Source organism: Pseudomonas fulva NBRC 16637 = DSM 17717 (genome assembly GCF_000730565.1).
GTDB classification, from domain to species: Bacteria; Pseudomonadota; Gammaproteobacteria; order Pseudomonadales; family Pseudomonadaceae; genus Aquipseudomonas; species Aquipseudomonas fulva.
On the sequence record NZ_BBIQ01000004.1, the window covers coordinates 224,718 to 246,692 of the forward strand.

General features: G+C 62.2%; 19 protein-coding genes. 11 read left to right on the forward strand and 8 right to left on the reverse strand.

Annotated features, from left to right (window positions below; genetic code table 11):
- Positions 1–35: 35 nt before the first annotated feature.
- Together PFU01S_RS06575 and PFU01S_RS06580 are read left to right on the forward strand one after the other, a co-directional pair.
- The gene (locus PFU01S_RS06575) at positions 36–899 is read left to right on the forward strand and encodes a pirin family protein (protein WP_028687453.1); all 864 of its coding nucleotides are present in this window, start codon (positions 36–38) and stop codon (positions 897–899) included.
- A gap of 226 nt (positions 900–1,125) precedes the next feature.
- The gene (locus PFU01S_RS06580; RefSeq protein WP_027914949.1) at positions 1,126–1,386 is read left to right on the forward strand and encodes a DUF1652 domain-containing protein; all 261 of its coding nucleotides are present in this window, start codon (positions 1,126–1,128) and stop codon (positions 1,384–1,386) included.
- A 33-nt stretch (positions 1,387–1,419) separates the two neighbouring features.
- Here the strand turns inward: PFU01S_RS06580 and PFU01S_RS06585 are convergent, their stop codons facing one another.
- Positions 1,420–1,707, reverse strand: coding sequence for a hypothetical protein (locus PFU01S_RS06585; RefSeq protein ID WP_028687452.1), 288 nt, complete (start codon positions 1,705–1,707; stop codon positions 1,420–1,422).
- Positions 1,708–1,849: 142 nt separating this feature from the next.
- A complete protein-coding gene (gene alkB / locus PFU01S_RS06590) occupies positions 1,850–2,497 on the reverse strand; it encodes a DNA oxidative demethylase AlkB (protein WP_028687451.1) in 648 nt (215 codons plus the stop codon).
- 171 nt (positions 2,498–2,668) lie between these two features.
- Here alkB and PFU01S_RS06595 point away from each other — a divergent pair, with 171 nt between their 5' ends.
- The 8 genes from PFU01S_RS06595 (at position 2,669) to PFU01S_RS06630 (ending at position 11,993) form a co-directional block, all read left to right on the forward strand.
- Positions 2,669–3,412 (forward strand): gluconate 2-dehydrogenase subunit 3 family protein, encoded by a 744-nt coding sequence (locus PFU01S_RS06595; RefSeq protein WP_028687450.1) that lies wholly within the window; start codon positions 2,669–2,671, stop codon positions 3,410–3,412.
- A gap of 3 nt (positions 3,413–3,415) precedes the next feature.
- On the forward strand, positions 3,416–5,200 hold the full coding sequence (locus PFU01S_RS06600) for a GMC family oxidoreductase (protein ID WP_028687449.1): 1,785 nt from the start codon (positions 3,416–3,418) through the stop codon (positions 5,198–5,200).
- A gap of 48 nt (positions 5,201–5,248) precedes the next feature.
- On the forward strand, positions 5,249–6,523 hold the full coding sequence (locus tag PFU01S_RS06605; RefSeq protein WP_371259673.1) for a c-type cytochrome: 1,275 nt from the start codon (positions 5,249–5,251) through the stop codon (positions 6,521–6,523).
- Between the two features lie 323 nt (positions 6,524–6,846).
- Complete coding sequence (locus tag PFU01S_RS06610; protein WP_028687448.1) at positions 6,847–7,866, forward strand: LacI family DNA-binding transcriptional regulator; 1,020 nt, start codon at positions 6,847–6,849, stop codon at positions 7,864–7,866.
- A 73-nt stretch (positions 7,867–7,939) separates the two neighbouring features.
- Positions 7,940–8,728 (forward strand): sugar phosphate isomerase/epimerase family protein, encoded by a 789-nt coding sequence (locus PFU01S_RS06615; RefSeq protein ID WP_028687447.1) that lies wholly within the window; start codon positions 7,940–7,942, stop codon positions 8,726–8,728.
- Positions 8,721–9,686, forward strand: coding sequence for a sugar kinase (locus PFU01S_RS06620; RefSeq protein WP_028687446.1), 966 nt, complete (start codon positions 8,721–8,723; stop codon positions 9,684–9,686). The genes PFU01S_RS06615 and PFU01S_RS06620 overlap by 8 nt, the downstream gene beginning before the upstream one ends.
- Positions 9,687–9,729: 43 nt before the next feature.
- Positions 9,730–11,034, forward strand: a complete 1,305-nt coding sequence (locus PFU01S_RS06625) for an MFS transporter (RefSeq protein WP_028687445.1) — start codon at positions 9,730–9,732, stop codon at positions 11,032–11,034.
- Positions 11,031–11,993: a 2-hydroxyacid dehydrogenase gene (locus PFU01S_RS06630; protein ID WP_028687444.1), complete on the forward strand. Its 963-nt coding sequence runs from the start codon at positions 11,031–11,033 to the stop codon at positions 11,991–11,993. The genes PFU01S_RS06625 and PFU01S_RS06630 overlap by 4 nt, the downstream gene beginning before the upstream one ends.
- 24 nt (positions 11,994–12,017) lie before the next feature.
- Here PFU01S_RS06630 and PFU01S_RS06635 read toward each other — a convergent pair whose 3' ends face one another.
- The 5 genes from PFU01S_RS06635 to PFU01S_RS06655 form a co-directional block, all read right to left on the reverse strand.
- Positions 12,018–12,968, reverse strand: coding sequence for an endonuclease (locus tag PFU01S_RS06635; protein WP_028687443.1), 951 nt, complete (start codon positions 12,966–12,968; stop codon positions 12,018–12,020).
- A gap of 122 nt (positions 12,969–13,090) precedes the next feature.
- The gene (locus tag PFU01S_RS06640; protein ID WP_028687442.1) at positions 13,091–14,086 is read right to left on the reverse strand and encodes an aldo/keto reductase; all 996 of its coding nucleotides are present in this window, start codon (positions 14,084–14,086) and stop codon (positions 13,091–13,093) included.
- A gap of 94 nt (positions 14,087–14,180) precedes the next feature.
- Positions 14,181–15,032 carry a LysR family transcriptional regulator gene (locus PFU01S_RS06645; RefSeq protein ID WP_028687441.1) on the reverse strand — a complete coding sequence of 284 codons (852 nt, stop codon included), beginning with the start codon at positions 15,030–15,032 and terminating at the stop codon, positions 14,181–14,183.
- A 159-nt stretch (positions 15,033–15,191) separates the two neighbouring features.
- Positions 15,192–16,376 carry an MFS transporter gene (locus PFU01S_RS06650; protein ID WP_028687440.1) on the reverse strand — a complete coding sequence of 395 codons (1,185 nt, stop codon included), beginning with the start codon at positions 16,374–16,376 and terminating at the stop codon, positions 15,192–15,194.
- Positions 16,377–16,531: 155 nt separating this feature from the next.
- On the reverse strand, positions 16,532–17,413 hold the full coding sequence (locus tag PFU01S_RS06655) for a LysR family transcriptional regulator (RefSeq protein ID WP_027914963.1): 882 nt from the start codon (positions 17,411–17,413) through the stop codon (positions 16,532–16,534).
- Positions 17,414–17,581: 168 nt separating this feature from the next.
- On the opposite strand from PFU01S_RS06655, the gene PFU01S_RS06660 reads away from it, so the two are divergent.
- Positions 17,582–19,225 carry an acetolactate synthase large subunit gene (locus PFU01S_RS06660; RefSeq protein WP_028687439.1) on the forward strand — a complete coding sequence of 548 codons (1,644 nt, stop codon included), beginning with the start codon at positions 17,582–17,584 and terminating at the stop codon, positions 19,223–19,225.
- Between the two features lie 128 nt (positions 19,226–19,353).
- Here the strand turns inward: PFU01S_RS06660 and PFU01S_RS06665 are convergent, their stop codons facing one another.
- Positions 19,354–21,900, reverse strand: coding sequence for an HWE histidine kinase domain-containing protein (locus PFU01S_RS06665; protein ID WP_028687438.1), 2,547 nt, complete (start codon positions 21,898–21,900; stop codon positions 19,354–19,356).
- Positions 21,901–21,975: the final 75 nt, after the last annotated feature.

Sequence of the window (21,975 nt, forward strand, 5' to 3'; positions counted from 1 at the left end):
CGTTAAGGTGGCACCCGGACGTTGAGGAGCGCACGATGAAGACGATTTTGCATACCCATTCCAATCCTGCCGGGCACTGGGTAGGCGATGGCTTTCCGGTGCGAAGCCTGTTCACCTATGACGACGACGTCAGTCGCACCAGCCCGTTTCTGCTTCTCGATTACGCCGGGCCCCACACCTTCGCCCCCACCTCGACGCGTCGCGGCGTAGGGGCTCATCCGCACCGGGGTTTCGAGACAGTCACGATCGTTTACCAAGGCGAACTGGAGCATCGCGACTCAACGGGCGCCGGCGGAGTAATAGGACCGGGTGACGTTCAGTGGATGACCGCTGCAGACGGCATCGTTCATGAAGAGTTTCACTCACCTGGATTCGCCCGCAGCGCAGGCGTTTTGGAGTCAGTGCAACTGTGGGTGAACCTTCCGGCCCGATTCAAGCGCGCTCCGGCCGGCTATCAGACCCTGGCCAGCGCCGATATCCCCACGGTGAATCTGGGTGCGGGCGCGGGCAGCCTGCGTGTGATCGCAGGTGAGTACCAGGGGGTGAGCGGGCCGGCGCGCACGTTTACGCCGATGGACGTGTGGGACCTGGACCTTGAGGCCGGCGCTAAACTGGTGCTCCCTATCCCGGCAGGCCGCACGGCTGCGGTGGTGACCCTGCAAGGCGGTTTGCGGTTGAACCAGGTCAGCGAGGCCGGCCCGTGCTCAGTGACGGTATTGGCCCGTGACGGTGCCCATGTGCTGCTTGAAGCCCTGCAGCCCGCCCGTGTGCTGGTGCTGAGCGGTGAGCCTATCGACGAGCCTGTGGTGGCATACGGTCCCTTCGTGATGAACACGCGGGAAGAAATCATCGAGTCCATCGAAGGCTTTCAGTTGGGGAAGTTCGGCCGTATGCCCTGAACGCGCACCGTCCTGGAGCGCGAAGCACCACCCGTCGCACCGATTCGACACGGCTCGAACTACCCAGCACCGCTCGGGTTCTTTAGCTAAGGTGCAGATGGAACCCCGCACGATCGATAACGCATATCCACATGCGCACCGACAGGTTCCTCTTCCTGTTCCTGTGGCCCTGTGCCTGGCCCCAGGCCTGTCCCACCGCAAGTTAATCCAGAGAGGGCTCTCTGCCATGTCACTGTTAGGCGTATCGACACTGGAACTGCGACAGATGATCGAACAGGCATGCTTGCCAGATCGTTGTGAAATCAACTGTGCCGATGGCTCACACCTGACCATCCGGCTCGGCAATGGTCAGGATCTGACAGAGGCCGTCACGCTTTGCGATGTTCCGCTGAGCAGTCTGAACAGCAGCAGGGACTTGGTTAACCTGGTCGGCCAATTACACGCAATGCGCGACAGTGCTCCCATGCACTCGAAGAAATTAGCCTGACCGCGCGGCGCAAGGCTCGCTTCTAACCGGCCGTCACTGCAACTCAAGCAGAAGATTGAGCCCACCGTCGCCGCACTTGCCCTGGTCTCTGACAACGCCATGGTAACTGCGCCCGTCCCAGATGAACGCGACACTGTGCGCACGGTGCACCTTATTAGGCAGAGGCGGGCAGATGTGCAGACGCAGTGCAGGCCGACCTTGCAGGTTGAGCGGCGCAAGCTGGCACTGGCACTCGACGCTTTGCGCCACGGGACCGAGCAGGGTGTCGCGGACGTAGTCGAGTTGCACCGATGCATTTGGAGCGCGGCCTGGCATTCTCATGATCGCTGCTCTCTGATCGAAGTACGTGCTAGGGCATGCAGATTTGTCATGACGATCTCCTGTAGGAAAGGCATTCGAGGAGGTTGCAGGCTGCATGGGAGCCCGGTCCTGCTCCATGCGTTCAATTCGATTGCTTCGTCGTTCAGGCCCCTGCCTTGCGAAACGTCAGGTTGATGCGCCGCGGGCCCATGCGTGGGTGCACGCCAGGCTTGATGGGCAGGACGCCATGAAAGCGTAGACGGTCTTCACCACCCCACACCAGCACATCGCCATGATTCAAGGCAATACGCTGGGTCTTGTCCGCGCGTTGCAAGCCACCCAACAGGAACACGGCAGGCAAACCCAGGGAAAGGGACACGATGGGTTGGCTGAAATCCTGCTCATCACGATCCTGATGCAGGCTCAGACGAATGCCCGGCAGGTAATGATTGATCAGGCACGCATCCGGTACGAAGCCATCGAACCCTGCACGCGCAGCGCACTGCGTGGCCAAGGCCATAAGCACGGGCGGCATCATCGGCCAGGGTCTGCCGGACAGCGGGTCCACGGGGCTGTATCGGTAACCGCGTTCGTCGCTGATCCAACCGAGTGCGCCGCAGTTGGTCAGGCCCACAGCCATGTTCAAACCGCCAGGCGTACGCATGTGCCGCCATGGCGCTGATCGCAGTATTGGGCGAAGCGCATCCAGTACGTGCTCGACGTCATCTAGCGCGACGCCGGGCAACAGCACCGTGCGGGGTGCCAGCTGCTGCGGTTGGGCCCCGAACAGGTCCAGATCGGATTGGATCATCAGTCTGACTATTCCAGTAAGCCTGTTATCCAGCAGAAGAAAGCTGGCGTCTTTGAGCGTTCACTATCAGTCAGCCGCCAAATAATTCAAAACGTTTCTGAACGCCATTCGTCCGTTGATGGTCTTCATCGTGCCGTGGCCGCGGTAGCCGATTGACGATGAGGATTACATATGTCTGAGCATGTACCGGACAACCCCCGCAGGGACTTCCTGCGCAAGACCTTGACCTTGATACCGGTGGTAACGGTGGCCAGTACCGGTATTGGGCTGGGCGCAGCCACCGCCCTGGCCGAGCCGGTACGCCCGCCTGAGCAGCCTGAAGCCAAACCCGCTGACACTGCCTACCATCCTGCGTTCTTCACCCCAGAGGAGTTCGCCTTCGTCCAGGCAGCGGTCAGCCGGCTCATTCCAGCCGACGCGCTAGGGCCTGGTGCCCTCGAGGCCGGCGCTGCGCAGTATATCGACCGTCAGATGGGCACGGCCTACGCCAGCGGCGGGCTCTGGTACATGCAAGGCCCGTTCGAGGCCGATGCGGCACCCGAGCTTGGCTATCAATTGCAACTGACCCCGCAGCAGATCTACCGCTTGGGAATTGCAGGTGTGCACCAATGGTGCCTGGCCAACGGCAACAAGGCGTTTCACGCGCGCAGCCCCGAGCAGCAGGACGAGGTGCTGGCGCAGTTGGAGTCTGGTGAGCTGGCGTTGAAGGATGTGCCGGCCAAAGCATTTTTCAGCCTGCTGCTGCAGAACACGCGCGAAGGCTTTTTCTGCGACCCCGTGCATGGGGGCAACCAGGGCATGGTCGGCTGGAAACTGATCGGTTTTCCCGGCGCGCGCGCCGACTTCATGGATTGGGCAGAGCGTAACGAGCGCTACCCGTTCCCTCCTGTGTCCATCCGCGGCGAGAGGGCTTGAGGCATGGCCAACACATTGAAGAAGGTCGACGCTGTGATCGTCGGCTTTGGCTGGACGGGGGCAATCATGGCCAAGGAACTGACCGAGGCCGGCCTGCACGTGGTGGCGCTGGAGCGCGGGCCTATGCAGGACACTTACCCCGATGGCAGCTACCCGCAAGTGATCGACGAACTGACTTACAGCGTGCGCAAGAAGCTGTTCGTGGACCTTTCCAAGGAAACGGTGACCATACGCCATACCGTCAACGATGTAGCGTTGCCGTACCGCCAGCTGGGCGCGTTCCTGCCCGGCAAGGGCGTAGGCGGTGCCGGTTTGCACTGGTCGGGCGTACACTTTCGTGTCGACCCGATGGAGCTGCGCATGCGCAGCCACTACGAAGAACGCTACGGCACGTCCTTCATCCCCCAGGACATGACCATTCAGGATTTCGGCGTCAGTTACGAAGAGTTGGAACCCTACTTCGACTTCGCCGAGAAGGTGTTCGGCACCTCGGGGCAGGCCTGGACGGTCAAGGGTGAACTGGTCGGGCAGGGCAAAGGCGGCAATCCGTTTGCCCCGGACCGCTCCAATCCGTTCCCGCTGCCCTCGCAGAAGAACGTGGTGTCGGCTCAGGTTTTCCAGAAGGCCACCTCGTCGTTGGGCTATCACCCTTACAACCTGCCCTCGGCCAACACATCCGGCCCTTACACCAACCCGTATGGCGCTCAGATGGGACCGTGCAATTTCTGCGGATTTTGCAGCGGCTACGTGTGCTACATGTACTCCAAGGCATCGCCGAACGTAAACATCCTGCCCGCGCTGCGCCAGGTGGAGCACTTCGAGCTAAGGCCCAATGCCCATGTACTGAAGGTGAACCTGGACGACAGCAAGCAGCGTGCGACCGGGGTCACCTACATCGACGCCCAGGGCCGTGAGGTGGAACAGCCGGCCGACCTGGTGATCCTGTCGGCTTTTCAGTTCAACAATGTGCGCCTGATGCTGCTTTCTGGCATCGGCAAGCCCTACGACCCGGTCAAGAACGAAGGGGTGGTCGGGCGCAATTTCGCCTATCAGAACATGGGCACGGTCAAGGCCTTCTTCGACAAGGACTTGCACACCAACAACTTCATCGGCGCCGGTGGTAATGGCGTGGCGATCGACGACTTCAACGCCGACAATTTCGACCATGGCCCTCACGGCTTCGTGGGTGGCTCCCCGATGTGGGTCAACCAGGCGGGGACCCGGCCCATCGCAGGTGTAGGCAACCCGCCGGGCACGCCTGCATGGGGCAGCGCCTGGAAAAAGGCCACCGCCGACTACTACACCCACCAGATATCCATGGATGCCCACGGCGCGCACCAGTCCTACCGCGGCAATTACCTGGACCTGGATCCTACCTACCGTGATGCTTATGGCCTGCCGCTGTTGCGCATGACCTTCGATTGGCAGGAAAACGACATCCGAATGAACCAGTTCATGGTCGGCAAGCTCAGCGCCATCGCCAAGGCCATGAACCCCAAGGCCATTGCGGTGCTGGGGAAGCAGGTCAAGGAACACTTCAATACTGCCTCCTACCAGACGACTCACCTCAACGGTGGGGCGATCATGGGGACCGACCCAAAAACCAGCGCTTTGAACCGCTATTTACAGTGTTGGGATGTACACAACGTGTTCGTACCTGGGGCCTCGGCGTTCCCGCAGGGGCTTGGCTACAACCCGACCGGTCTGGTCGCTGCGCTGACCTACTGGTCGGCACGGGCCATTCGTGAACGGTACCTGAAGAATCCCGGCCCCCTGGTGGCGGTGTAAGGAGCGATGAGCATGAACAGAATGTTGATCGCCACTGTGCTGGTGGGTATGGGCATGACGGCGCAGACAACGCAGGCAGCGCAGGCCGAACAGACGCTGGTTAGCCAGGGTGAGTACCTGGCGCGTGCAGGGGACTGTGTGGCTTGCCACACGGCCAAGGACGGCAAGCCCTTTGCGGGTGGGTTGCCGATGGAAACGCCCATTGGCACGATCTACTCGACCAACATCACCCCCTCATCCGAGGGCATCGGTCAGTACAGTTTCGAAGACTTCGACCGAGCCCTTCGCCGTGGGATCCGCAAGGATGGCAGTACACTGTACCCGGCCATGCCGTACCCGTCCTATGCGCGGTTGACCGAACCCGACATGCAGGCGTTGTACGCCTACTTCATGAAGGGCGTAACCCCCGTGCAGGAGCCGAACAAGGACACGGACATTCCTTGGCCCCTGAGCATGCGCTGGCCGTTGTCGATCTGGCGCGGTGTATTCGCCCCGAAGCCTGAACATTGGCAGCCGTTGCCCGAGCGAGATCCGGTGATCGATCGCGGCGCTTACCTGGTCGAAGGCCTGGGCCACTGCGGTGCCTGCCATACCCCAAGGGCACTGACCATGCAGGAAAAAGCGTTAAGTGCAAAGGAGGGCGATGCTTTCCTGGCCGGCAGCGCGCCTCTCGAAGGCTGGGTGGCGAAGAATCTGCGAGGCGATCACAAGGATGGTCTGGGCAGTTGGAGCGAGGCACAGCTGGTGCAGTTTCTCAAGACTGGCCGCAGCGACACCAGTGCCGTGTTCGGTGGCATGAGCGATGTGGTGGAGCACAGCATGCAGTACATGAGCGACGCCGACCTGACAGCCATAGCGCGCTACTTGAAGACCTTGCCGCCCAGCAATCCGAATGACACGCCCCACGTCTACGATCGGCAAGTGGCGGATGCGCTGTGGAAAGGCGACGACAGCAAGCCAGGGGCTGGGGTATATATCGACAATTGCGCCGCCTGCCACCGCACCGATGGCAAGGGGTACACGCGCGTCTTCCCAGCGCTTGCCGGTAACCCGGTGGTGCAGACCCAGGATGCTACCTCGTTGATTCATTTGGTACTCAAGGGTGGGACCCTGCCCGCGACCCGCACGGCGCCCTCGAACTTCACCATGCCGGCCTATGGCTGGCGCCTGAGCGATCAGGAGGTGACTGACGTGGTCAACTTTATCCGCACCAGCTGGGGTAACCAGGGTGAGCCTATCGAGGTCAAGGCGGTGAAAAAGCTTCGCACAAGCGACATGAAGCAGACATCGGGTGATGATCTCGGGCAGGTGACCGAGCACTAGCGCTGCAGGGCTATGCCGCTGCCAGGGGCCCTGTGTTTGCACTGCCCCTGCAGCCTGGAATCCCGAGAGTCAAAGCCTTTCCGGCCGCGATAGACCGCGCAGCGGCCCCCAGATTTTAGCTTCGTATCTTACATCGCTGGGGCTTCTGGGCGGCCCATCACGGCTGGTCCGGCGCCCCGGCTAGGCCGCTTCCACAGGGCCCTCCTACTGTTTGAACCGGCAGTAAACAGCATTCCCGATCAACGGTGGATTGACGCGTATAGGCATTTTTTGTTCTAGTGAAACCGGTTTCATCATGATCACAACAACCATAAGGTCCCATCATGAGCCCAGCACCCGCGCCAGCGCGCGACCGTGTCACCATCAGCGAGGTGGCCCGTGTCGCAGGTGTCTCCAAGGCCACCGTTTCCCGGTACATCGGAGGCGATCGCCAGTTGCTGGCCGATGCCACGGCCCAACGCCTGGGCGAGGTGATCGAGCAGCTTGGCTATCGGCCGAACCAGATGGCGCGCGGGCTCAAGCGCGGGCAGACACGACTGATCGGCATGCTGGTCGCCGATATTCTCAATCCCTATTCGGTCGCAGTCATGCACGGCGTGGAGACGGCTTGTCGCCAGCATGGCTACAGCCTTGTAGTGTGCAACACCAACCGCGATGACGAGCAAGAGCGCCACCATCTGCGCGCGTTGCAGTCCTACAACGTGGAAGGGCTGATCGTGAACACCCTGGGCCACCACCCAGGTGAGTTGCTTACCGTCATGCGTGACCTGCCCATCGTGCTGGTCGACCGGCAGTTACCTGAGATTAACGCCGACCTGGTCGGCCTGGACAACGCTCAAGCGATGCAGCAGGGTGTCGAGCATCTGCACGCTCGGGGTTACCGGGACATTCTCGCCGTCACCGAGCCGCTGGACGGTACCAGCTCGCGAGCCGAGCGGGTCCAGGCATTGACAGCCTGTGTCCAAAGCCGCGCCGACATGCAGTGCGAGGTCGTGCAGACCGGCTTGGGATTGTCACAAGCGCTCATCCGTTTCCTGGGCAGCAACGGCACCCGTCCCAAGGCACTTTTCACCCTCAACGGCGTTGCAACGCTGGCGGTCACCACCGCATTGCGCGAGGCCGGGCATGCGCTGTTCGGTAATGTTGGGGTGATCGCCTTGGACGACCTTGACTGGTACCCCTTGGTAGGCAACGGCATCACGGCCCTGGCGCAGCCCACCGAACGCATCGGCATGGCAGCGTTCGAGCACTTGCTCAGTCGCCTGCACGGTGAACAAGGCGCCGCCCGGCGCATCGATTTCAAAGCGTCGCTGATCATACGAGGTTCCACCCCCCTACGTTGAACATAACGGCGCTAGCGGCCTATCCGCAATGCCTGACGTTCAAAAATGAAACCGGTTTCATAGGACAATAACAATGCATGCAAATCCTGTTTCCATCAGCCTGTCCAGCTACGGCGCAGACTTCGTCCGACAACGCGGCCAGGAGCAGTTCATCGATCTGCTGGCAAGCGCCGGGGCAAGCCGCGTTGAGTTACGTGAGGAATTGTTCTCATGCCAGCCCGACCCGACTGCCTTGGGTGCATTCATCGCCGGTGCAGGGCTGCAGTGCCTCTATTCCACACCGCTGGAGCTTTGGTGCGCAGAGGGTACGCCCGCGCCCGAACTGGGTGCCAAGCTGCGCATCGCCAAGGCACTTGGGGCTGTAGCGGTGAAGGTGTCTTTGGGGCATTACCGAGCTGGCGTCGACATGCAGGTATTGCGGGCGGTGCTACCCGAGGACGGCCCCGTGTTGCTGGTCGAGAACGACCAGACTGAGCACGGTGGGCGGATCGCGCCGCTCGTGGGCTTTTTCGAACAGGCACACGCGTGCGGCGTGCGGGTCGGCATGACGTTCGACATCGGCAACTGGCAGTGGCTGGACGAGCCGGTGCTGGAAGCCGCCAGCCGGCTTGGGCGGTGGGTTGAGTATGTGCACTGCAAAGCAGTGACTCGCCATGGTGGTGGGCGACTGGCTGCCGCTGCACCTCAGGCGCCCGATCTTGAGCACTGGCAGCAGATCCTGGCCCATTTCACACCTGGGGTCATGCGTGCTGTGGAATACCCGCTGCTTGGCGAAGACTTGCTGACCGTGACGCGCAGCCACGTACATCAACTGTCCGCATTGGGTGCGCGCCACTGCGCACGGGAGCTGAGCCATGCCTGATCATGACGTGCTGTGCTTCGGCGAGACCATGGCCATGTTCGTGGCCGATGATGGGGGGGATCTTGCACAGGTCGGGCGTTTCGGCAAACGCATTGCCGGCGCCGACAGCAATGTCGCCATCGGCTTGTCGCGGCTTGGCTTTGGCGTGCGCTGGATCAGCCGGGTCGGCAACGACTCGCTGGGGCGCTTCGTACTCGACAGTTTGCGCGCAGAGGGGATCGACTGCGCGGATGTGCAGGTTGACCCAACGCATCCGACGGGTTTTCAACTGAAGGCGCGCTGCGATGACGGCAGTGACCCTGTCGTCGAGTATTTCCGGCGTGGCTCTGCAGCCAGCCACATGAGCGCTTCGATGCTGGATCCGGCCTGGTTGCGCGCGGGCCACCTGCACGTAACCGGCATTCCGCTGGCGCTGTCGGACGGCTGTCGGGGGCTTGCCCAGGCGTTGGTCAGCCAGATGCGCAAAGCCGGTCGCACCCTTTCATTCGACCCCAATCTGCGCCCGACGCTATGGCCCGACAAACAGCGCATGATCACCGAGATCAACGCCATTGCTGCCCAGGCCAATTGGGTGCTGCCGGGGCTGGAGGAGGGCCGCCTGCTCACGGGCAGGCAGACACCTGCCGAGATCGCCGGCTTTTACCTGGACCTTGGTGTGGACCTGGTGGTGATCAAGCTGGGCGAGGCGGGCGCCTACTACCGCAGTGCCAACGAGGAGGGCCAAGTCGCGGCCGTACCTGCGCCCTGCGTGGTCGATACCGTGGGCGCTGGCGATGCCTTCGCCGTCGGTGTGCTCAGCGCCTTGCTTGAAGGCCAGCCCGTCGAGCACGCCGTTGCCCGCGGCAATTGGTGCGGCAGCCGCGCGGTGCAGTCGCGCGGTGATATGGAGGGCTTGCCGCACCGGCAGGACCTGACGGCATACGAATCCCCACAAAACCCTGAAATACGCACGGCCTGAATCACCTGTCGCACAAAAACAACAAGCTCAGGAGAAACTCACCATGAAACGTACAAGCCTGGCGCCACGCCGCTGGTGGTACATCATCCCCATCGTGTTCGTCACCTACAGCCTTGCCTATCTGGACCGTGCCAACTACGGCTTCGCAGCCGCATCGGGCATGGCCGAAGACCTGCACATCACCCCTGTGCTGTCCTCGCTACTGGGTGCGCTGTTCTTTCTGGGCTACTTCTTCTTCCAGGTACCGGGGGCTATCTACGCCCAAAAGCGCAGCGTCAAGAAGCTCATTTTCGTCTGCCTGATCCTGTGGGGTGGGCTGGCCACGCTGACCGGCATGGTCAGCAACGTGTACATGCTGATTGGCATCCGTTTTCTGCTGGGTGTGGTAGAGGCGGCGGTGATGCCGGCCATGCTGGTCTACCTGTGCCACTGGTTCACCCGGGCGGAACGTTCGCGCGCCAATACCTTCCTGATGCTGGGCAATCCAGTGACCATACTGTGGATGTCGGTGGTGTCCGGCTACCTGATCAAGCATTTCGACTGGCGCTGGATGTTCATCATCGAGGGTTTGCCGGCGGTCATCTGGGCGTTTTGCTGGTGGCGCCTGGTCGATGACCGGCCTGCGCAGGTTTCATGGCTGAGCGAGCAGGAGAAGAATGATCTGCAACAGGCGCTGGCGGCGGAGCAGCAGGGCATCAAGCCGGTCAAGAACTACCGAGAGGCGTTCCGCTCGCCGCAGGTGATCATTCTGTCACTGCAGTATTTCTGCTGGAGCATTGGCGTGTACGGCTTTGTGCTGTGGCTGCCCTCGATCCTCAAGCAGGCAGCCAACGTCGACATCGTCGAGGCCGGGTGGCTGGCCTCGGTACCCTACCTGGCAGCAGTGATCGCGATGGTGGGCGTCTCCTGGGCCTCCGATCGGATGCAACGGCGCAAGCGCTTCGTGTGGCCACCGCTGCTGGTCGCAGCGCTCGCGTTCTATGGCTCCTACGCTTTGGGGACCGAGCACTTCTGGCTGTCGTATGCACTGCTGGTGGTCGCCGGGGCCTGCATGTATGCCCCCTACGGCCCGTTTTTCGCGATCGTGCCCGAGATTCTGCCGGCCAACGTGGCCGGTGGCGCCATGGCCTTGATCAACAGCATGGGCGCGCTGGGCTCGTTCGGTGGTTCGTGGCTGGTGGGTTACCTCAATGGTGCCACGGGTAGCCCTGCGGCCTCGTACCTGTTCATGTGCGGCGCGCTGCTGTGCGCCGTCGCCCTGACCGCGGCGCTGAACAACTCAACGACCTCCGGGCGTGCCAAGACACCTTGCCTGCGCCCGGCCATCCCTTCCAGGAACCCGACATGAAAAAACGCATCGTGCTGTACAAGGCGTTGTCCCCCGACTTGCTCGCTCGCCTTCAGGCCGCGGCAGAGGTCACCACCGTCGACCTGGCCCGTCCCGATGGCATGGCGCGCTTGCGTGATGCGCTGCCTGGCGCCCACGGGTTGCTGGGCGCCAGTGTGCGCCTGGATGCCAGCCTGCTTGACCTGGCGCCCGAGCTCGGGGTCATTTCCAGTGTCTCGGTGGGCGTGGACAACTATGACATCGCCGACCTTGATCGACGCGGTATCGTGCTTACCAACACCCCCGATGTGTTGACCGAAACCACGGCCGACACCGGCTTCGCACTGATCCTGGCCACCGCCAGGCGGGTGGTGGAACTGGCCAACTGGGTACGCGACGGTCACTGGCGATCGGGCCTTGGTCCTGCGCAGTTCGGCAGCGACGTGCACGGCAAGACGCTGGGCATCGTCGGCATGGGACGGATCGGTGAGGCGCTGGCGCGGCGAGCGGCCGCTGGTTTCGGCATGCAGGTGATCTACCACAGCCAGCGACCCAAGCCTGACGTCGAGGCCCGCTACGGGGCCAGACGCTTTGCTCTGGACGAGCTATTGGCGCAGGCAGATTTCGTCTGCCTCACCGTCCCGTTGAGCGCAGCTACCGAAGGGCTGATCGGGCGCGGGGAGCTGGCGCTGATGAAGCCTGAGGCCATCCTGATCAATATCTCCCGAGGGCGGGTCGTGGACGAACAGGCACTGATCGATGCCCTTGAAACACGGCGCATCCGCGGCGCGGGCCTGGATGTATTCGTCCAGGAGCCATTGGCGGCCGACTCGCCTTTGCTTCGGCTGGACAACGTAGTGGCCACCCCGCACATAGGTTCGGCCACAGAAGAAACTCGGCAAGCGATGGCGCGTTGCGCCGTGGACAACCTGCTCGCCGCGCTGGCGGGTAGGCGCCCGGCCAACGCGGTCAATGGCTGATAAGCCGCCGCTGAGGGTGGTGGATCAACGGCAGTTGCCGGCTTTTCGGTAGCCCGCCGCCTGGGCTTCTACCTCGGTCGCGAACGCGACCTGGTTCTTGGGCGCGACCTGGTGATAGCCCGGGCACCCGGCAGCCAAGTGATACACGTGGCTGTTGCGGTTGCCCAGCACGGCGCCCACCGGGGCTTGGCTAGCGGCGGAGGTACGGACTGGCGCCGCCAATGACGGCTGCACGCCATCGCCCGTGGGTGTGTAGTTCAGCGTCCATTGGCGTTCGCCCGTGACGAACGGATTGGCGTGGCCCATGATGGCGGAGATGCGTCGGTCGCGCTCTTTTTCCCAGGCTGAGACGGGGTGCTGGCGGTCCCATGCCATCAGCAGTTGTTGCTGTTGGCGCGACATGTTCAGGCGGTAACGATCGAACATGTAGAACGTGGTACGGGCGACCAGGCCTTTGACCTCATCCCTTGGCTCGGCCGCGCGTTGGGCGAAATCCACCTTGGTCGTGCACTGGCCATACTCGCCTTGATTACCACTGACCATGCCATAGTTGAAATTGCTGCGGTCCCCGTTCACCTCACCCACGGCTGGGTAGAGGTTGAAGAGGTCGGCCTCCATGGCGCGGAATACCGGGTCGCTGTCCACGCAATGCTCCCGACCGCCGTTTTTCCAACACTGGCGTTGGTTACCGAAGGTATGGGCTGGCACGATGTGCTCCCACTCGGTGCGCTCGGCGCGGTTTTGCTGTTTTCGGGTCTGGTACCCACACGAAGCCGCGTCGATCCGTCCGCCTGACTTGCCTACCCATGTCCATCGGCAGCCGCAGTACAGCTCGCCCATGGCGCTCTTGCCTTGGTCCATGTAGACCTGCTGCTTTGCCACGACCTTGGCTTCAGCAAAGGTGGAGGGCGGATTAGCCCAGGTATAGCCACTTAGAATCAGCAGTAGATGAAGGGCGTAACGCAATGATTTCATGGGTAAACAGCACACAGATTACAGGGGCGTGCATTGTAGTACTTCTACCCAGAGCAGACAGCACACATTGACCACCACGTGTAGGAAAAGGGGTGGCCAATGGGTTTTATCGCACGCTGAGGCTACTTGAAACCGGTGACTGCATGGGGCACGTAGGGTGCTTCGAGCCGAGCGGTTTCCTCAGCCGTCAGGTGCAGGTCGATAGCGGCCAACGCGTCGTCCAGGTGCGCAGGCTTGGACGCACCTACGATGGGCGAGCTGACCCCTTGCTTACCCAGTACCCAGGCAAGCGCCACCTGCGCCATCGGCACGCCGCGTTCCTGGGCAATCTGTTCGACCACGTCGATGACCCGTCCGTCTTGTTCCTCGCTGTTTTCGAAGAATGACTGCCCGGACAGATCAGTGCGAGTCCGCTCGGTCTGCTGGCCATTGGGGCGTGTCAGGCGACCCCGTGCCATAGGGCTCCAGGGCATCAGCCCGACGCCCTGATCCAGGCACAGCGGAATCATTTCGCGCTCTTCCTCGCGGTACAGCAGGTTCAGGAAGTTCTGCATCGACACGAAACGGCTCCAGCCGTTGCTGGCGGCTACCTGTTGCGCCTTGGCAAATTGCCAGGCGTACATCGACGAAGCGCCGATATAGCGCGCTTTGCCCGCCCTGACCACGTCGTTGAGCGCTTCCATGGTCTCTTCGATGGGCGTGGTGTAGTCCCAGCGATGGATCTGGTAAAGGTCGACGTAGTCGGTGCCCAAACGCGAGAGGCTGGCGTCGATACTGGTCATGATCGCCTTGCGCGACAGCCCTTGCTCGTTGGGACGGCTGGCGCCTTGCCACATGTTGGCTGGGTAGAACACCTTGGTGGCGATCACCGTCTCGTCACGCCGGGTGAACTCCTTGAGCAGTTTGCCGAGGATCACCTCGGAAGTGCCCGCTGAATAGCTGTTGGCCGTGTCGAAAAAGTTGATGCCTTGCTCAACGGCGTGGCGAATGATAGGTCTGCTCGCTTCTTCGCCCAGTGTCCAGGGGTGCGTGCCGGCATCCGGCTCGCCGAAGGTCATGCAGCCCAGGCACAACCTGGAAATGTCCAACCCGGTGGTACCCAGTTTCACGTATTGCATCAGTGTGTCCTCGACAGCCTTTGAATAGGTGCAGCGTACCCTTGTTGGCCATGCAGGCACATTCCCTGTTGCTGCAAGTGGGACATGCAGGAATTCACAAGCGCAACAGGGGCTTGACCTGCTGGTGCAGGAAATCGGTCACTGCCTTTATGCGCGGCGTGGCGCGCACGTCTTCGTGCACCGCCAGCCAGATCTCGATGCTCATGGTCTGCTCAGGCAGCCCCACCACGATCAACCCTTGCTCATGGGCCATGAAGGCGGGCAGGCAAGCGATGCCGATCCCCCCGGCACAGGCCTGGGCCTGAATGCGCAGGTCGTTGCTCAGCAGGGCGAAGGGTTGCGCGCCCGCCTGGCGGTTGAGCCACTGCTGCTGCGGCGAATGGGCCTGGGAGGCGTCATAACCGATGTATCGCCGTGCCGAACCGCTGGCTTGGTAATCGGCACTGGCATACAAACGGTAATCCAGGTGACCGAGCAGACTGACCACCAGGGTGGGCTCGGTGGGCCGTGACAAGACGACGCTGATGTCGGCCTCGCGCCTGGCCAAGGATGCCCGGGACTTGCTGCCGACCAACCGCAGCCGCAGTTGGGGGTATTGCTGGTAGAGGTCCCCGAGGCGCCTGGCGATGATGCTGCCCAGCAGGGCGGGCGGCGCCGAAAGGACCACTTCACCTTCTACCGTCTGTTGACCGGCGCTGGCGAAGTGTTCGAGGGCGAAGGACGACGCGGCCATCTGGCCGGCCAACTCACCTACGCGTTCGCCTTCGTCGGTGAGTACATAGGCCCGTGCGCGGCGGTCGACCAGCTTCAGATTCAGCGAAGCTTCGAGGGAGGCGATCCGCCGAGCGACGGTGGCGTGGTCGACTGACAGAACCCTGGCGGCGGCAGACAGCGACCCGGTGGCGCAGAAAGTCGAGAAATGGCGTAGGTCTTCCCAATCGAACATGAGCAGGCTCGGCAGTGGTGGGTTTGAGAGGGGTAGGTGGGGTTTAGGGTACTAGCCCGTGCCGGCCGTTTGGCAAGGCCCGCTTCTGGCAACGGGCTGTACTGGTGCGCCGGCCACGCCACCGCCAGGCACACCATCAGCGCGGTGCTCTCCTCTGTCTCAAGCGCCGCCTTTCATGCGCCGCGCCACCGCATAGAGTCCCAGGCCCAGCAGCGCCATGGCGGCGCCGATGTAGCCTGTACTGGTCCAGCCCAACCCCGCCGTGATAGCCATGCCACCCAGCCATGGGCCCAGGGCGTTGGCCAGGTTGAAGGCGGCATGGTTCGAGGCCGCTGCAAGGCTTGGGGCTTCGTGCGCGATGTCCATCAGGCGGATTTGCAAAGGCGCTGCCAGGGCGATCATGGTGCCCACCAGGCCAATGCCCAACAGCAGGCTCCACAGGTTCGCCGCGGCAAAGGTGAAGAACAGCAGGACCAACACTGACCACGCCAGCACCAGCCCCACGGCGCGGAACTGCAAGCGGTCGAACAGTTTGCCGCCCACGATGTTGCCGACGATGCCGCCCAGGCCGAAGGCTGCCAGGCCGAACGGGATCCACTGGGGCGCCACGCGGGTCACCTCGAGCATGGTCGGGGCCAGGTAGCTGAACACGCAGAACATGCCGGCAAAGCCGATGGACGCAATGCCCAGCGCCATCCATACCTGGGGCAGGGTGAAGGCCTTGAGTTCCTTGCGCGGGTCACTGCGCACCTCATCATGACGCTGGGGCACAAAGCGCCACACCATCGCGATGGTGCAAACGGCGATCAGGCCGACCAACACGAACGCCGAACGCCAGCCGAAGTACTGGCCCAGAAAGGTGGCGATCGGGTTGCCCAGCAACATGGCCAGGGTAAGCCCCATCATGACCCGGGCCACGGCGCCCGCGCGCTGGTTGTTGGGCACCATGCTGGAGGCTACGACTGCGGCGATGCCGAAGTACGCGCCGTGGGGCAGGCCGCTGATGAAGCGAAACGCGATCAGACCGCCAAACGACGGTGCGAAGGCAGTGGCCAGGTTGCCCAGGGCGTACAGGGCCATCAGCATCAGCAGCATGTGCTTGCGCAGAACCTTGGCGCCCAGAATGGCCAAGGTGGGTGCGCCCACCATCACCCCTAGCGCATAAGCGCTGATGGCGTGACCGACCTGCGGTTCGCTCAAGTTGAGGTTGCTGGCGATATCCGGCATCAGACCCATGATGGCGAACTCGCCGGTACCAATGGCGAAGCTGCCCAATGCCATGGCGGCTTCAATCTTTACGACGGTACTTTTACCGGGCAGTGGGGAGGGTTCTAGAACAGACATCTGGCTCCTTGAAACATGCTGAAACGTTCAAGTGATGATAATGGAGACGCGAACGGTGCGTCGAGGCGCGCTGACTCACTAGCCGACCCAATTAACGAAGCTATGTGGGCGCAGACAGCGTCGAGCGAGCTGGAGTACAGATGTACTCCAGGCCGCTAGCGATCCAGATATTGACTCTGTCCGGCAAAATCGATGAAGCGCTGGCTGGCCAGCGACAAGTACTCACCCGAGCGCCAGCACAGCCGAAAACTCATCTGCTGGGCAGGCTCGAACGGCACGCCAACGATCCCTGGTGTTCTCAATTGCACTGAGCGCAGCAATGTGGCCACGCCCATGTTGTCCAGGGCGGCCTGGACCACCAACGAGACGAAATTGCTCTGCAATGCCACTTGGTAAGTGATGCCGTGTTCGGCAAAGAAGGCGTCGAGCAGCTGACGCTGTACGAATGTGCGGTCGAACACCACCATGTCAGTGTTGCGCAGATCTTCGGCGGTCAGGCTTGCCTTGCTGGCGTAGGGGTGATCCGGGTGCATGCAGGCCAGCATCTCATCGCTACCCAACAGGATCGACTCCTTGTCCGAGGGCACGCGGCGAGACTCGAGCAGCGCCAGGTCGATTTCCCGTTGTTCAAGGCGTTGGCCAATGTCTTCGGCGCTGCCCTCGAAAACCGTCATGGCGATGCCGGGATAAAGCCGGCGAAAGGCGTTCATCAGCCCGGGCACATAGTGCAGGCCGAACATGGGCGGGATCCCCAGCCTCACTTCGCCACGCTTGAGGTCGGCCATGTCGCGCAACGCCTGGCGGGCCACGTCCATCTCCCGCAACGCTGATGCGATGCGGGGCAGAAACTGCTCGCCTTCCACCGTCAGCACCACCTTGCGTGTAGTGCGGTTGAACAGACTGACGCCCAGTTCTTCTTCAAGACGCGTCACAGCCATGCTCAGCGCCGGCTGGGCGATGTGCAGGTGCTGAGCGGCCTTGGTGAAGCTGCCCTGGCGGACGATTTCAACGCAACAACGCAGCGCCTTGAGATTCATTTGAGGTATTCCGGAATTGATAACGTTTTGTGATGCTCAGCATCATAACAATATATTTACTATTATTAACGCCAAGGCCTACGATGCGCGCCACTGAGACATCCTGCAACATCTCAGTCACGCAGCCAGCCGGCTGCATCCTCCCTGGATCTTGAGGTAGTACATTAAATGGCCAAGGCCGCCGATGTCGTTGTGCAATGCCTGGAAAACGAAGGTGTCGAGTATGTGTTCGGCATTCCCGGTGAAGAAAACCTCGACCTGCTCGAATCCCTGCGCAAGTCGAAGATCAAGCTGGTACTGACCCGCCATGAACAGTCTGCAGGCTTCATGGCTGCCACCTACGGTCGGCTGACCGGCAAGACCGGCGTCAGCCTGTCCACCCTGGGCCCCGGCGCTACCAACCTGGTCACCGCCAGCGCCTATGCTTATCTCGGCGGCATGCCGATGATGATGATCACCGGGCAGAAGCCGATCAAGAAGTCCAAGCAGGGCCGTTTCCAGATCATCGACGTGTGCGGCATGATGGACCCCATCACCAAGTACACCCACCAGTTCGCCTCGGCCGACAACATCCCGGCCCGCATGCGCGAAGCCTTCCGCCTGGCCGAGGAAGAAAAGCCGGGTGCTGTGCACCTGGAACTGCCTGAAGACATCGCCGCCGAGCAGACCGATGCCCTGCCTATCCCGCGCAGCCTGCACCGTCGCCCGCTGGCCGAGCACGTGGCCATCGACGCAGCCGTGGAAAAATTGCATAAAGCGCGCAGCCCGATTCTGGTGATCGGTGCCGGCGCCAACCGCAAGATGACCGCCAAGGTGCTCAAGCAGCTGATCGACAAGACCGGCATCCCGTTCATCACCACCCAGATGGGTAAGGGCGTGGTCGATGAGCGTCACCCACGCTTCCTGGGCAACGCGGCGTTGTCGTCCGGCGATTTCGTGCACCGTGCGATCGAGGCGGCCGACCTGATCATCAACATCGGTCACGACGTGATCGAGAAGCCACCGTTCTTCATGGTCCGTGGCGGCACCGAAGTCATCCACATCAGCTTCCGCTCCGCCGAAGTCGATGCCGTGTACTTCCCTCAGGTCGAAGTGATCGGTGACATCGCCAACGCCGTGTGGCAGATCAGCGAGCAACTGACCGACACCGCGCACTGGGACTTCACCCGCCTGATGGCGATTCGTGAAGCCAACGAGGCGCAGATCGCCGAAGGCGGCGACGACGACCGCTTCCCGGTCTACCCACAACGCCTGGTAGCCGACATCCGCCGCGTACTGCCTTCCGAGGGCATCGTGGCCCTGGACAATGGCATCTACAAGATCTGGTTCGCTCGTAACTACAAGGCTCACAAGCCCAACACGGTGCTGCTGGACAACGCCCTGGCGACCATGGGTGCCGGCTTGCCATCGGCCATGGCCTCGTATCTGGTCTACCCGGACCGCCCGGTGATCTCGGTATGCGGCGACGGCGGCTTCATGATGAACAGCCAGGAACTGGAAACCGCAGTGCGCTTAGGGATGCACATCACCGTGGTCATTCTGCGTGACGACGGCTACGGCATGATCCGCTGGAAGCAGGCCAACATGGGCTTCACCGACTTCGGCCTGGACTATGGCAACCCGGACTTCGTCAAGTACGCCGAAGCCTACGGCGCCACCGGCCACCGTGTCGAAAGCGCCGAGGGCCTGCTGCCCTTGCTGGAGCACTGCATCACCACCCCAGGCGTTCATGTGATCGACTGCCCGGTCGACTACAGCGAGAACGACCGCATTCTCAACAGCGAGCTGCGCGAGCGGGCGCTGGCGATCTGAAGCGTGCCCACACGCTGCGTCTGATCGCCGAGTCGATCATCCTGCTGCATTGACCAGCTGCAGCAGGATGCGTGGATGTGATCTCAGGCTGTGTACGGCGGCCGCAATGGCCGCCGTCTTGAGCGTCTTCAGTCCTGCGGTTCGAGCAGGCCACGAAGGCTCATCACGATGGTACTCATGTCATAAGGTTTGCGTGTGACCGGAATGTGCTTCAGGTGCGCGGGAATACTGATGCCATCGCCATAACCGGTTGCGAACAGGAAAGGGATGCGCCGACGCATCAATGCCTCGGCCACGGCAATGGACGTACCGCGCCCCAGGTTCACATCGAGAATGGCGGCGTCGGGTGAGTGCTGCTCCAAAACCTGCAAAGCTTCCTGCTCGGAACTGGCCGTGATGACATGCTCGATGTGGGCGTCGTTGAGAATTTGCTCGAGGCCGATGGCAATGACCAACTGATCCTCCAGGATCATCACGCTCAGGCCAGGTCGTGCGGCGAATGGGTCAGAGGAATCGATCATGGGCGCGGCAGCAGCAGGCGCAGGCTCGGACTCGGCAACCGCCAGGTGCCTGGCTGGCAGCGTGAACAAGCCCTGCACCCCATCAGGGTAGTACTCCACGCTACTGGTACCGCCCAGATCGAACGGGATGCTGCGCTCGATGAGTACCGAGCCGAAGCCGCGGCGCCGGGGTACCTGCACCTGCGGGCCGCCGCTTTCCTGCCAGATGATGGCGCAGGCGCCTGCAGCATCGATCGCCCAGCTCACAGACAGCCGCCCCCCTGGACTCGACAGCGCACCGTACTTGGCCGCGTTGGTCGCCAGTTCGTGCAGCACCAGGGCCATCACCGAATAGGCCCTGGCATCGAGAATCACGTTGGGTCCTTGCATGACGATGTCGGCAATAGCCGTGCGGTAAGGCGACAATTCGGCATCGAGCAACATCGCCAGGCGCCCACCGCCATCACCCCGCACGACCTGGTCGTGGGCCAGCGACAGGGCCTGGATGCGGCCCTGCAAGGTGTTCACGTAACCCTTGAGCGTCTGGCCCTCGGCCGTGGGATGGGCAACCAGTGCGCCAATCAGCGACAGGATATTCTTGACCCTGTGGTTGAGCTCTTCGTTGAGCACCCGCTGGCGCACCTCGGCCTTGGAGCGTTCGCTGGCCAGCAGTTCGCTGTTGTGCAGCAACACCTCGACGATGGCCGTACGAATGGCGTCCCCGAACTGTCGATCCTGCTCCGTCCATGGCGCAGACTGCTGGTGCACAGTCTGTTTCCAGATGGAAAAACTCGTGCGCGGCGTCAGCCGGTCGCCCATCGCGCCACTGGTATAGGTCTTGTTGGGGTCGCCCGCCCAGTCGAGGGTCTGCACCACCTCCTTGCGAAAGAACATGATGTAGTCTTGCGGGCGCTGCGAAATGGGGATGAGCAGCACGCCCGACACGTCGCTGAAGTAGGCCTGGGCCGCCGGATGGGCCAGTGAAAGGCTGTTCGATGCCCACGTCCTGGCTTCGGCCACGCTTTCGGCGAAGCGCAGCAGTTCAGGCACGCAAGCTCTAGGCGGAACGGTACCGGCACTCGACCAACGCCCTTGCAGGGAGATGCCGATGCCATCACACGGAATCAGCGACATCAGCCTTGGCAGCCGGTCTTCGAAGAAGCTGTGCATGTCGGCGGCATGGTTGGCATCGCGCAGCATCAGGTCGAGCGTGTCGTGCACCTGCACGGCCGCTTCGAGTTGTTGCCGGCTGCGCACTGTTTCGATGTGCAGGGCGAAGAACTCGCCAAACATCTCGGCCGCCACGCGTCGCCCCATGGTCAGGTTGCGTGGTGAGTAGTGATGGCAGGCGATCAACCCCCACAGCGCGCCATTGACGATGATCGAGATGGACATGGTGGCGCCAACGCCCATGTTCTGCAGGTATTCGCAGTGGATGGGAGACACGCTGCGCAGGTGGGCATAGGACAGGTCCAACGGCTCGCCCGAAGGGTCCAGCACAGGCTCCAGGGCCACCGCCTCGAACTGCACGTCAGGGATGACCCTGATCGGGTTGCGCAGGTACAAGGCGCGTGCCTGCTGCGGGATGTCCGATGCGGGAAAATACTGCCCCAGGAAGCTCTCGAGCGTGCTGCGCTTGGCCTCGGCAATCACTTTGCCGGCGCCATCGCTTCCCAGTTGGTAGATCATTACCCGATCGTAGCCCAGTACTGCACGCACAAAACGCGCGGCGTCGCGGAACAGGCGGTCGGTCTGGTCGATTTCGCGCAGCTGCGCGATCAAAGTGCGCGCAAGCTCGATGGGTTCTGCAACGTTTTGGCCCGCAGGCTCGAACTCCAGGAGAGTGCTGCCCTTGAAGCGGTGCGCCGACACATCTACACGCCGGCCATCGGGCAGGGCGACTGCAAAGCTCAACGCCGGGCGCGATCCTTCGCGGATACGGGCCAGGGCATTGCGCAAGGTATGGGCGAGTTCCCCGCCAATCACGTCATCGAGTTTACGGCCATTGAGCGGCAGCGTGACCCCCAGTAATTTCGGCGCATTGACCGAGTGACGCAGGACCACGGTTGCGGTGGCGTCGCAGGCCAGCAAGCAGCCATGGGGCTGGATGCTGCCGGGAATCTGAATGGGTTCGCGGTCGCAATTACTCAGGTTTACCTGTGGGTCGAGGGTCATTAGCCATGCCTGTAGATGATGTAAAGGCTGCCTGCGCGGCTGCCGCCGTCAGCCTATCAGCACACCCGCGTACGG